We start from the raw sequence: 11,698 nt of genomic DNA on the forward strand, positions 1-11,698 counted from the left end.
ATGCCGCTCACGCCGTACTCCGTCCACGACCTGGCGGAGGCCGTCCTCGGGTGCGTGTGCGCCGCGCTGGACGCCGCGAAGGAGGAGGGCGTGGACGGCGCCCTCGGCTGTCCCTGCCGCGCCTGCGTGATCCCCGGCGCTGTGGCGTGGGATGGCTGTGACGCCCTGGAGGGGTGCGGCGGAGTCTTGGGCGGCGCGCCGGGGCAGCTGACCGTGTCCGTGGCCCGGGTCTATCCGGCCGGGGACCGGTTCCCGGCCATGGACACCACCGTCCAGGGCGTCCGCGGCTGCGTCCCGCCACAGCTCACCGCCGCCGAACTCGTCATCACCCTCCTGCGGTGCGCGCCGGTCATGGACGAGGAGGGGTGCCCGCCCTCGTGCGAGGAGCTGACCGAGGCCGCCCGCGCGGTGCACGTGGACGCGGCCACGGTCTACTCCGCGCTCTGGTGCTGCCTGCCCGGCATCGGCCCCAACCCGCGCCGGCCGCGCCGGTTCGTGATGGGCGCACAGACGATCGTCGGGCCGCAGGGCGGGTGCGTCGGGCTGGAGCAGCGGGTCACCGTGGCGCTGCCGGGGTGCGGGCGCTGCCCGGGAGAGGACGGGACGTCATGAGCGTGGAGGTGCGGATCAACCCGGGCGCCCTCGCGCGGTTGCTCCGGCTCCGCAACGGCCTGGTGGAGCGGCGCCTGGAGGAGCGGACCCGGAAGGTGGCGGAGATCGCCGCCAGGGAGGCGCCCGGCTCCATGGGTGCCTACGTGGACTGGCGGGTGGAACCGGGCCCGGGCGGTGCCCTCCGGGGCGTGGTGACGTGCGATCACCCGGCCGTCCGCTTCACGCTGGAGGGTACGAGGCCTCACCTGATCCGCCCGAGAAAGCGAAACGGCGTGCTTCGGTTCGAGGCCGGCGGGGATGTCGTGTTCACTCGCCTGGTCCGGCATCCCGGGACACGGCCGAACCCGTGGCTCCAGCGCGCGTTGCGGCTGGGGCGGTAGTTGACCCTCCCGGGTGGGCGTGTCAGCCTGCTGGGAGCTGGTCAGTGCAGCGGCGGAGGCCGCTCCCCTCTACCCCGGCCTGGCCGGGGGCCCCTCATGCCGGGAGGGCGGGGAGCGGCCTCCGTGCCGTCCACGGCCACGCGCGGGCCCGGCTACCCTTCGTCTCCTGGACGCGTACGCCGCTGGTTGTGGGCCGGGTGATGGCGCGTCGCACAGAAGGACTAGGCCCGTGAGGAAGACTTTCGCGCTCAACACTGAGCCGCACGTAGCGGAGATCCCCGGCCTCGGCCTGGAGCTGCAATTCCTGGCGGAGGTGATGGGGGACGAGTACCTGGACGCCTACGCGGAGATGCGGGAGACGCAGAAACGCGAGTCCGGCGTTGACGTGGAGGACCTGGACGCGGCGGACGTGGAACAGCTGCGGAAGGTGACCACCGGCCTGAGGGTGTTCCTCTCCCGGCTCATGCTTCCGGAGTCCGCCGCGCTCATCACCCGCGTGGACGTCGTCGAGGCCGGGAAGACGCTCAAGTCCTTCCAGTCGTGGGAGGAGGCGCGGGAGCACGCGGACGGCGTCGAGGGCGGCGGAGCGAAGCCGGCATGGAACCTGCGTCTCCCGGACCGGACGCTCCTCCAGCTCCTGGACTGGACGGTGGAGCTTTACACGGGAGGCCGCCGCCCTCCTACGTCGTCTGGCGGCTCTGCCGGGCCCTCGCCGAAGGCTGGGACGCGTGGGACGGGAGCCTCGCGCTCAAGGGGATCAGCCCGCACGACTGGCCGCTGAGGCGGCTTCTGAACGCGGCGGAGGCGCAGATCTACGCCGCGGCGGAGGATGAGACCGCGCGGGAGCGGGCGCGGCTGGAGCTCTACGCCCCGCCGGGCGGTCCGGCCGGCCGCCACCAGGTCGGCGCTACCCGCCCCGCCGGGGCCTCCGGGCCGCACCCGGCCGGCCCGGGGGGCGCGCCCGCCCGCCAGGAGCCTGCTGCCGCGCCGCCTCCCGGTGGGGGAGGGGTGACCATGTCCGCGGCGCAGGCCCTCATGGCGCGGGTGGCGGCGGAGGACGGCCAGTTCTCGGGGTCGCGCTCCTGACCTGCTCCACCGGCTAACCTGGGGGCGTCCGGCCGCCGCGGCGCCGGCGCGCCGTCTGGTTTTGGGCCGGGCAACCAACACGCACACTCTGTGGGGTTGCCCGGTGGCCGGTGACGAGGTTGATTACGGGTCCGCCAGGATCACCCTAGACCTGGACGTCGAGGACGCGGAGCGTCAGGCCCGGGACGTCGGCACCGGTATCGAGCGGGCGTTGACCCGGGCCATGCGGGACGTCGGGCGCACTGTCCGGAACAGTATCAACGGCGGTCTACGCGGTGCCGCCGCGAACGTCCAAGTCGCCCCGGACCTTTCCAGGTTCGAGCGGGCCCTACGGACCGGTGTCCGTGGCATCACGGACCTGACGGTGCCGGTGGTCGCGGACCTCCGGTCCCTCCAGCGGAGCCTGTCCCGCCGCGGCGTCCTGGACTCCGTCGCCCTCCCCGTCACCCCGGACGTGAGTGGCTTCGGCCGGGCCCTCCAGCGGGCCATCCGCCAAGTCCGCGCGCAGGTGCCGGTGGCCGCGGACTCCCGTGCCCTGGTCCGGGACATTCAGGCGCAGCTGCGCCGCGTGCGTGCCCCGCGTATCTCCGTCCAGGCCGACGTGGACGTGTCCCGGGTCCAGTCGCGTCTGCGGTCCCTGGAGGTTCCCCGGATCGATGCCACGGTGGTCCTGGACGTCGGCCGGATCGAGGCGCGGTTGCGGGAGCTTGCGCAGCGGGAGATCACCATCCCCATTCACCTGGGGGAGCCCGGCGGAGGCGGCGGTGGCGGGGAGGTGGCCGAGGGGCTGCTGTCCCGGCTCCGGTCCTCCCTGGCCGGTGCCGGTGAGATCGGGTTGGGGTTCGGCGCGGAGGCCATGGCCGGTATCCGGGCCGGTCTGACGGCGGCCGGCCCCTGGGGCGCGGTCATCGCGGCGGTCCTTGCCTATGCCGCGCTCATCGGCAAAGCCCTGATGACCGGCATTGAGGGCGTCATCGAAAAGCAGAAGCTCACCGGTGCCCTCAGGGCCGCGCTCGGCCTGGGGACGAAGGACGCCGACGCGGCTGGCCGGGTGGTGGGGCAGCTCTACGCCCGCGGTGTGGTGGATTCCGTGGAGGAGGGCACCGCGGCGGTCCAGGCCGCGATCCGGGCCGGTCTGGCCGCGCCGAGCGACTTCCCCGGCCTGGAATCCCTCTCCACGAAGATCGCCGACCTCGGGACGCTCATGGAGGAGGACGTGGGCGCGGTTGCCCGCGCCGTCGGCCAGATGGTCAAAACGGGGCTGGTCGATAACGCCTCGCAGGGCATCGACCTCCTCACCAAGAGCGTCCAGCAGGGCGGCAACGCCGCTGAAGACCTGCTCGACACGGTTACGGAGTACGGCACGCAGTTTCGGCAGCTCGGGCTTTCCGGACAGGAGGCGTTCGGGCTGATCCAGCAGGGCCTACGTGGTGGTGCGCGCGACTCGGACGTGATCGCCGACACCCTCAAGGAGTTCTCGATCGAGGCCGCGCAGGGCGGTACGCGGGTCGTGGACGCGTTCAAGGCGATGCACCTGAACGCGACGCAGCTCACCGAGGCGTTCGCCAAGGGTGGCCCCTCGGCGCGGAAGGCGCTCGGGGAGATCCTGGACAAGCTCCACGCCATCAAGGACCCGCTGAAGCGAAACCAGGCCGCCGTGGGCCTGTTCGGTACGAAGGCCGAGGACCTGGCGGGGGCCATTGAGGCGCTGGACCTGAAGACCGCGGCGAAGGAGATGGACGATTTCGGCGGCGCTGCCACGCGCGCCGGCGACGACCTCCGCAACAACCTGGGCAGCAAGTTCGAGACGATCGGCCGGGAACTCAAGCAGGCATTTCAGGGCCTGTTCACCGGCGACTTCAGCCAGTTCGCGGACATCGGCAAAGCCATCCAGGACGCGCTCCCACTCCTCAAGTCGACCGGCGAGCAGATCGCGGTGTCCATCTCCCAGGGCATCGTCCAGTACGGCCCGAAGGTGTTCGAAGCCGTCTTCGACCTCGCGTCCCAGATCGGGGAGAAGGTGGACATCTGGGGGCCTCTGCTCCTCAAGGTCGCGGCCGGGGCAGCCGCGATCCCCGCGCTGATCGGCGGCCTGATCCTGACCGCCCTCATCGGCGCACTCCAGGGCCTGGGCGGCAAGATCCTGCCGTACCTGGAGATCGCGTGGGATGCCGTGGTGAACTTTTTCACCGAGACCGTCCCGGTGTGGGGCTCGCAGCTCGGCGGGGCCATCTCGGACGCCCTGTCCTCCGCGTGGGAGTCGGCCAAGAGCGCGGTGTCATCCGGGATCTCCGCCGTGGTGGGCTTCTTCGCCCAACTGCCCGTGAGGATCGTGGAGGCTGCGGGCGCCGTGGGCTCCGCCGTCGGCGACCTGTTCGTATCGGGGTTCGACCTCGCGGTTCAGACGGCGTCGGCCGGCGTCCAGGCGGTGGTGGACTTCTTCGTCCAACTGCCCGGCCGGATTGTCGCCGGGCTGGCCGTGCTCCCCGGGCTCCTCCTCGACGCTTTCACCTCCGCTATCGCGTACCTGGCGATCGGGGTACTCGCCGGCATTGCCGGGATCGTCTACATCTTCACGGAGCTGCCGCAGAAGATCGGGGCCTCCCTGGTCTCCCTGGGCACGCTGCTGCTCACCGCTTTCCAGGTCGCGTGGGCCACTGTGACGACGTGGCTGAGCACCGCGATCACCACCACGGTCGCGTTCTTCCAGGTCCTCCCGGGCCGCGTCGCGAACGCCCTCTCCTCGTTCGGGACGTTCCTGGTGAGCAGGCTCGTGACCGGGTTCAGCGCCGCGAACTCGCGGATCACGTCCTGGATCTCCTCGGCGGTCGCGTTCTTCCAGGCGCTCCCGGGTCGCGTCGGCAGCGCCCTCTCCTCGTTCGGGACGTTCCTGGTGAGCAGGCTCGTGACCGGGTTCAACGCCGCGAACTCGCGGATCACGTCCTGGATTTCATCGGCGGTGGGGTTCTTCCGGGCCCTGCCCGGCAAGATCGGCAGCGCCCTGTCCAGCCTCGGCAGCCGGATCGGCGGCGCGTTCTCCAGCGCGGCCGGCAGCGCCCGCAGCGCCGTGTCCTCACTGATCAGCGGGCTTGTCTCCCTCTTCGGGTCCCTACCGGGCCGGATCGTGGCCGCCATCGGCAACGTGGGAGGCCAGATCATGTCCAAGATCAAGTCCGGGATCCCGGCCTCCGTACGGAAGTACCTCCCCTTCGCCAACGGCGGCCTGGTCCTCGGCCCCACCCACGCCCTGATCGGCGAAGCCGGTCCGGAGGTCGTCATCCCCCTCACGCGGCCCAAGAGGGCGGCGGAGCTCGCGGAACAGTCCGGCCTCCTCGACATGCTCCGCGGCACTGCCCAGACGCGCGGCACGCAGCCGGCAGTCGTGAACCAGTACGTGACCATCAACGAGGTAGGGGACGCGCGTACGACGGCGCACCGCGTCGCCTCCCGCCTCGCCCTAGCCGGAGGGCTGCTCTAGATGCTGCTCGACTACTTCACGCTCGGCGGGGTGGAGGTCGCCAACCACGCCCGCCTGGCCACCTACCTGGAGACCGTGGGCTCCCCCCTCACCTCGGCCACCGTCTGCAAGTGCGAGACGTTCACCGCGGCCACCGTAGGAGATCTCCCGTACACCACGCCGACCGAGGACGGCGCACCCTGGTACGACCCGGATGTCCCGGAGTCCGCTGATTTCGCCGGGCTCTTGGTCCTGTCCATGGAGGGCCTGGACGCGCACCCGGTGAAGCGGTCCGTGACGAACGCGGTGACCGGCGGCGGCAGCTTCGGCCCGGCCCGGGCCATACCTCGCACCATCACCGTGACCGCGGTCCTTCTCGGCGCCACGTGCTGCGCGGTCGAGTACGGCCTGCACTGGCTTGCGGAGGTACTGACCGGATGCACCAGCGGAGAATGTGACGGCGACTGTCTGACCCTCTTCAACTGCTGCCCGGGCGCGGAGGAGGACCCGGGCGAGTTCGAGGCGCGGCACCGGCGGAGCCTGCGCCGCGTGGCGCTCGTGGACGGGCCGGAGGTGACCGCCCGCCAGGGCGACGGCTGCGCCACCGGGACGTGCCAGTCCGGGGCGGATGTCATCACGGTGGAGTTCACTCTCAGCGCGGCCACCCCGTGGCTCTACACGGACACGATGCCCGTGCTTGAGGTGGACCCGCCCGTGGACACCTCCACCGATTGCGTCACCTGGTGCCTTCACGGCACCGAAGACGGGTGCGGGGGGACGTGCCGCTTGGCTGCATGCGAGGACCCGACGGCGGCGTGCGCGGACCCTCTGTGCCGCCCCACCCCGCCGCCGAGCATCACGGTCCCGGAGACGTGCTACTGCCTTCCCCTGGCCGTCGAGAAGGAGTGCTGGGAGGTGGACCTCACCGGCCGGCCGAGCTGGTCCGTGGACGTCCCCGTGATCACCATCCGGGCCGGCTCGGGCGGGGACCTCCGAAACCTCACGCTCACCTTCTACCAACGGACCGCCGGGGACGATGCCTTGAGCTGTGAGGAGATGGCCGATCTTCAGCGCTGCAACCCGCACTCCGTCTACCACGTGCGCTACCTCCCGGCCGGCGGCGCGCTGACCCTGGACGGGCAGATCAACCGGGCCGTGGTGGAGTGCGGCGGTGTGTGCGAGACCAGCCCGGACGTGTACGGGCGGGACGGGCTTCCGCCGTCCTGGCGCCCACTGGACTGCGCAACGTACTGCCTGTGTATCGAGTCGGACGTGTCCAACCCGCCGCCACCCGGGACCGTGATCACGGTAGGCGTCTCCGGACGGGGGTGGTGACGTGGCCGCCGGCTGCGGTACGCACACCGCGCGCATCGTCACCCGCCAGGGTGCCACGGTCGCGGAGGCGGACGTCCTCACGGAGTGCGAGTGGACGCGTGAGCTGGACGAGTTCAGCTCAGCGAGGGTGCTCATCAACCCCTCCGGGGACTGCTGTAACCGACTCCAGAACGTCCGCTCCTGGCTCCATGAGCTCCACATCTTCCGGGACGGCAAACCCGTCTGGTGGGGGCCGATCATTCAGCCGCAGTGGACCGTGGACGGCGTGGAGATCTTCGCCGCGGACCGCCTGGCCTGGCTGGACCGCCGTGTCCCTCACGACTCCATCGCCTTCAAGGACACGGACCTCACCGACATTGCGGCCTGGCTCATTCAGGACGGCTACCAGCCCGACGACCCCGGGCACTCCGTCTACACGGTGGGCCCGGCCCTGGTGGCCGGTGGCCGCTCCTACACGAAGGATGTGGGCCAGACCCTGGACCATCTCCGGGACCTGGCGGATACCGGGCTCGACTTCACGTGCGTGGGCTCCAGGATCATCCTCCTCCCCGAGTCCTACTCAGCGAGCGTGGGCACCGTGTCTGATCAGGACCTTCCGGAGGGGCTGGTGGTCGCGGAGGACGGCTCCAACCTGATCACGCGGTGGATCGTGGCCGGGAATGAGGAGTCCGGGGTGATCGCCGCGGACGGCGGCGTGGACGACTATTACGGCCTCCTGGAGCGGTATGTGGAGCAGACCTCCATCACTACGGCGGCCTCCGCGCTGGCCGCTGCCCGTACGAAGCGGCGCGGCTCCCTCCCGGCGCCGGTGTTCATCGACACGCAACAGGTGACGATCTCCCCGGACGCCGCGGTGGACGTGCCCTCCCTGGTGCCCGGCTGGAGCCTGGACGTGATGTCCACCGTCACGTGCCGGACGGTGACGCAGCGACTCAAGATCGTGGGGCTCAAGGTCGAGGAGACCGGCGGCACGGACTCCGCGCCGGGCTCGGAAAGCGTGCAAGTGCAGTTGGCCGTGACCGGCTCGGAAGTGGCGGGGGTGTAGCGGTGGCGATCCGTGGAGGACCTGGCCGACTGGTCACCGGGAACCCGCTCGGCGGGATGCTCAGGGACCTGAACCGGCAGGCGAGGCGCACCACCAGGAGGAGCGGTACGCCACAGCCAGCGGAGCCCGTGGAGGGCCGCCCCGTGGCCGTATCCGGGCCCGTGACGCCCCCGCCCGTGGTCCACCAGGCCGGGCCGGTCGCCGCGGTCGTAGTGACGGGCGCCGACGGCCGCGCCCGCTGGACGTTCCCGGCCCCCCTCTCCCGTACACCCGTGATCGCCGCCGCCCCGGTCGACCCGGCCCCCGAGGACCAGGATCGTACGGTCACCGTCGCCCTGGAAAAGGTCACGTCCGCGTACGTGGTGGTGAGGGTGTGGCAGACGAGGCCGCGCCGTGGGGCGGGCGTTGTGAGCCCGGCCGGTGAGGGCGTCTACGTTCACCTCACCGTGTCCCCGGCCGCCGGGTAGGTGCGGTTACCCTCTGGTCGCGCGCCGCTGGTTGTGGGCCGGGCCGCCATCTCTTCCGAAAGGGCCGGACCGTGGCGTCTGTGTGCGTGTGCGATGACTACTTCACTGTGACCGAGTCCGGGGAACTATGCCTCATCCCCGGCCGCCAAGGACTGCGGCAGGTGGTGAGGTTCACCGCGCCCGGTTCCTACCAGTTCGCGAAAGCCAGCTATCCGTGGCTGGCCAGGGTGCGGGTGCGCGTGCAGGCCGGTGGCGGTGGGGCGGCGGGCGCGGCGGCCGGGTCTGGTGACTTGACCTGCCAGCCCGGTGGTGCCGGGGGCGGCTACTCGGAGTCTCTGCTCTCAGTGACCGCGCTCGGTGCCGTGGAGACCATCCTCGTCGGGGCCGGCGGTAGCGCTGGTGATTCGGGTACGGACGGCGGGGACGGAGCGAACTCCAGCTTCGGCGGCCTGGTCACCGCGTTCGGCGGTGCGGGGGGTAAGGCGGTCATGGCGTCCGGGAACACGCCTCTGTGCCACTCCGGGACGGCCGCTCCGCTTGCTGGGTCGGGGCAGATCGCCATGGGCGGTGGGGCGGGCGGAGGCGCCATCCGGATCAACGGGAACCAGGGGCTGGCCGGTGAGGGCGGTGACTCCCACCTCGGCCACGGCGGTTGGCAACGTGCCTCTGATGGCGGGGGCGGTGGCGGGCGCGGATATGGCGGCGGGGCGGCTGGCGGCCTGGCCCATAACGGCACCAGCCAGAACGGCACCGCGGGCGGAAACGGCATTGTGATCGTGGAGCTCTACGGCTGACCGCGGTGCTCGGCCCGCCGGGCGCGCGTCGTTAGACTCGGCCTGCGTGCCGCTGGTTGTGGGCCGGGCCGACATCATCCCCGTGAGGACGGTGGGCTCCCATGGCTCGATGCGGCTGCGGCGGCGGTCAGTGCAACTGCACGGTGATCGCCGGTGAAAACGTCACGGTAACCGGCACCGGCTCCGCCGCGAACCCGTACCGGGTGAGCGCGGAGATCCCTTGTGAGACGGTCCGCGGGTGCTTCACCGCCGGGCCCGGGATCGACCTGGACCAGGCAACCGGGACGATCTCAGCGAACCTCTCTGAGCAGGCCGGGAACAATGTCGTGATCAACCCGGACGGCGGGCTCTACGTGCCCACGGCTGGAGGCTCGGTCCTGACCGGGTGCGGCCTGACCGGTGACGGCTCGGCGAGCGCACCTGTGGAGGTCGCTACGGGCTCCTGGCCGTACTCGTGCGACGTGGAGACGTACGGCAGCGTTATCACGTGCGATAGCAGCGGAGTGCTTCGTGGGGAGCCGCGTGGCACAGCTCAGTTCACCACCTATTCCGAGCAGCGGGAGTTCAACGACCCGGTTGTCCCCGGTGACTTCCAGACGGTGGACAACTACGCGGTGACGGTTACGAACCCGAACCCGTGTATTCCGGCCCTCGTCATCGCGTCGGAGGAGGTGGACGTGTTCCTGGTCCTCCCCTCCGGCGCCGGGGCGGCGACCGGATTCAACGGAGATGAGACCTATTACACGCGCAACACCGGCACGGGCACCATCGTTGGCGCCCATTCACAAGCCACGAAGGTCGTGCCGCGCGGGGTGCTCGCGCCAGGCGCTTCCACCTCGGTCGGGTTCGGGGCGGCGGTCGGCCGTGGCACCGGCGGCGCCTACTACTACCGCATCAATTACATCCTCCGCGTCCTCCTCCTCTCCATGTGAGGTCCCGCCGTGACTGACCTACCAGACTTCCCGTGGCCCTTCCCGTGGCCGGACCATGAGCCCAACCCGACGCCGGTGAAGGCGTGGGCGCAGTATGAAGACGGCTCCCTCGGAGCCGTCACCGTGACCGGTGGGGAGCTCCCGGCGCTCGCGCGACCGGGCCGGTACATCCCTCACGACGAATACCAGTTGCTCATCGCGGAGATGACGGCCACTCGTAACGCGCGACTAGAGGCGATGGGGGAGGAAGAGGCGGCCCGCCAGACCCGCGAGTACAACGACCTGACGAAGGCCGGCATCACGGAGGAGACCGCCCGACGCCTGTCCGGCTACACCGGTCCCGGGGCCGCCTGACTACACTCCCTTACGCCGCTGGTTCTGGGCCGGGCGTCCTTCCGCGTCACTCGGAGTTACCCCATGGCTCAATTCGGCTGCGGCGGCTCCCGTTGCACCTGCCAGGTCACCGCCGGCCCCGGCGTCACCGTCATCGGAAACGGATCCCCTGGCGCGCCCTACGTCATCGGCGTGGGGCCCGGCGCGGTCACCTGCGACCAGGTCAGGCCGTGCATCTCCGCCGGGGGCGGCGCATCGTACGACCCGGCTACAGGCGTGATCGGCGTAGACCTCAGTGAAACACCTGGGAACACACTCGTCCTCGGCCCGGACGGGCTGTACGTGCCTCCGGCGACGGTCGGGTGCGGCCTCACCGGCAACGGCTCGGTGTCCTCACCCGTCCAGGCCAACACGGGCTCATGGCCCTATCCGTGTGACGTGGACGCCGCCGCAGCCGGCGTCTACTGCGACAGCGGCGGCCAACTCCGCGGTGAACCGATCCCGAAGGCCCGGTTCCAGCAGAGCACGCTCGGCAAGGCGTACCCCGGGGCGCCGCTGGTCCCGACGACGGCGGAGGAAGTAGTGGAGGAACTGCAACTCCCCATCGTCAACCCCGATAAGTGCCGGGCGGCGGTGACGATCCTCTTCCAGGAGGTGGACGTGGACCTCAACCTCCCACGAGGCGGGGCGGGCGGGGCGGGCATCGACGGCGACGACATGATGCACCTGGCCAACGAGGGCTCCGCCACGATCACCCGGGAGCACGTCCAGGTAGGGAAGCTGACGAACCTCGTTCTGTCGCCCGGCGAAACACTCACGCGCACGATGCAGATCACGATGGGCCGCGGCGCGGGCGGCGCGACGTATACCCGTATACAAGCCACGCTCCGTGCGTGGGTGTTCTCTCTCCCAGTCGCATAGGGGCAGACATGGACGAGACAATCTTCTACTACCTCAACCCGGACGGAGCGGTCAGCCTCCGCGCGTACGTGGGCGTTGATGAGATCACCCACCCCCAGGACGCCGTGATCCTGACCCGCGAGGAGTACGAGTCACGGCTTGCCGCGATCGAGGCCCAGCACGAGGCGGAGGCCGCCGCCACGCGGGACCAGGAACAAGCACAGAAGCGCGCTGACTACGAGGCCCTGATCACGCTCGGGCTCCCGGCGGAGTCGGCAGCCCGCATCTCCGGCTACACCCCGCCGTCCTGACGCTCCGTAAACTCCGTATCGCCGCTGGTTCTGGGCCGGGCATCGA

At 70.8% G+C, this 11,698-nt stretch carries 12 protein-coding genes; all 12 read left to right on the forward strand.

What is annotated here, in order from left to right:
• The 12 genes from ACFC09_RS15600 (at position 1) to ACFC09_RS15655 (ending at position 11,652) form a co-directional block, all read left to right on the forward strand.
• Complete coding sequence (locus ACFC09_RS15600) at positions 1-612, forward strand: hypothetical protein (RefSeq protein ID WP_376527867.1); 612 nt, start codon at positions 1-3, stop codon at positions 610-612.
• Positions 609-992 (forward strand): hypothetical protein, encoded by a 384-nt coding sequence (locus tag ACFC09_RS15605; protein WP_376527869.1) that lies wholly within the window; start codon positions 609-611, stop codon positions 990-992. Before ACFC09_RS15600 ends, ACFC09_RS15605 begins: the two co-directional genes overlap by 4 nt.
• 229 nt (positions 993-1,221) lie before the next feature.
• Entirely contained in the window at positions 1,222-1,773 is a 552-nt protein-coding gene (locus ACFC09_RS15610; protein WP_376527871.1) for a hypothetical protein, read from the forward strand.
• Between the two features lie 408 nt (positions 1,774-2,181).
• A complete protein-coding gene (locus tag ACFC09_RS15615) occupies positions 2,182-5,556 on the forward strand; it encodes a phage tail tape measure protein (RefSeq protein WP_376527874.1) in 3,375 nt (1,124 codons plus the stop codon).
• Positions 5,557-6,870, forward strand: a complete 1,314-nt coding sequence (locus ACFC09_RS15620; RefSeq protein WP_376527876.1) for a hypothetical protein — start codon at positions 5,557-5,559, stop codon at positions 6,868-6,870.
• A 1-nt stretch (position 6,871) separates the two neighbouring features.
• Entirely contained in the window at positions 6,872-7,915 is a 1,044-nt protein-coding gene (locus ACFC09_RS15625; protein ID WP_376527878.1) for a hypothetical protein, read from the forward strand.
• A gap of 143 nt (positions 7,916-8,058) precedes the next feature.
• Positions 8,059-8,382: a hypothetical protein gene (locus ACFC09_RS15630; protein ID WP_376527880.1), complete on the forward strand. Its 324-nt coding sequence runs from the start codon at positions 8,059-8,061 to the stop codon at positions 8,380-8,382.
• Between the two features lie 161 nt (positions 8,383-8,543).
• On the forward strand, positions 8,544-9,176 hold the full coding sequence (locus ACFC09_RS15635; RefSeq protein ID WP_376527883.1) for a hypothetical protein: 633 nt from the start codon (positions 8,544-8,546) through the stop codon (positions 9,174-9,176).
• Positions 9,177-9,502: 326 nt separating this feature from the next.
• Positions 9,503-10,108 carry a hypothetical protein gene (locus tag ACFC09_RS15640; RefSeq protein ID WP_376527885.1) on the forward strand — a complete coding sequence of 202 codons (606 nt, stop codon included), beginning with the start codon at positions 9,503-9,505 and terminating at the stop codon, positions 10,106-10,108.
• Between the two features lie 9 nt (positions 10,109-10,117).
• A complete protein-coding gene (locus ACFC09_RS15645; RefSeq protein ID WP_376527888.1) occupies positions 10,118-10,462 on the forward strand; it encodes a hypothetical protein in 345 nt (114 codons plus the stop codon).
• Between the two features lie 63 nt (positions 10,463-10,525).
• A complete protein-coding gene (locus tag ACFC09_RS15650) occupies positions 10,526-11,362 on the forward strand; it encodes a hypothetical protein (RefSeq protein ID WP_376527890.1) in 837 nt (278 codons plus the stop codon).
• Positions 11,363-11,370: 8 nt separating this feature from the next.
• Positions 11,371-11,652 (forward strand): hypothetical protein, encoded by a 282-nt coding sequence (locus tag ACFC09_RS15655; protein ID WP_376527892.1) that lies wholly within the window; start codon positions 11,371-11,373, stop codon positions 11,650-11,652.
• Positions 11,653-11,698: the final 46 nt, after the last annotated feature.

This window comes from Streptomyces sp. NPDC056161 (assembly GCF_042268025.1).
Classification (GTDB): domain Bacteria; phylum Actinomycetota; class Actinomycetes; order Streptomycetales; family Streptomycetaceae; genus Streptomyces.

Excerpts from the sequence above, each read along its gene's own strand:
- ACFC09_RS15600 (WP_376527867.1), top strand. The coding sequence starts at position 1 with ATGCCGCTCACGCCGTACTCCGTCCACGACCTGGCGGAGGCCGTCCTC.
- ACFC09_RS15605 (WP_376527869.1), top strand. The coding sequence starts at position 609 with ATGAGCGTGGAGGTGCGGATCAACCCGGGCGCCCTCGCGCGGTTGCTC.
- ACFC09_RS15620 (WP_376527876.1), top strand. The coding sequence starts at position 5,557 with ATGCTGCTCGACTACTTCACGCTCGGCGGGGTGGAGGTCGCCAACCAC.
- ACFC09_RS15650 (WP_376527890.1), top strand. The coding sequence starts at position 10,526 with ATGGCTCAATTCGGCTGCGGCGGCTCCCGTTGCACCTGCCAGGTCACC.
- ACFC09_RS15655 (WP_376527892.1), top strand. The coding sequence starts at position 11,371 with ATGGACGAGACAATCTTCTACTACCTCAACCCGGACGGAGCGGTCAGC.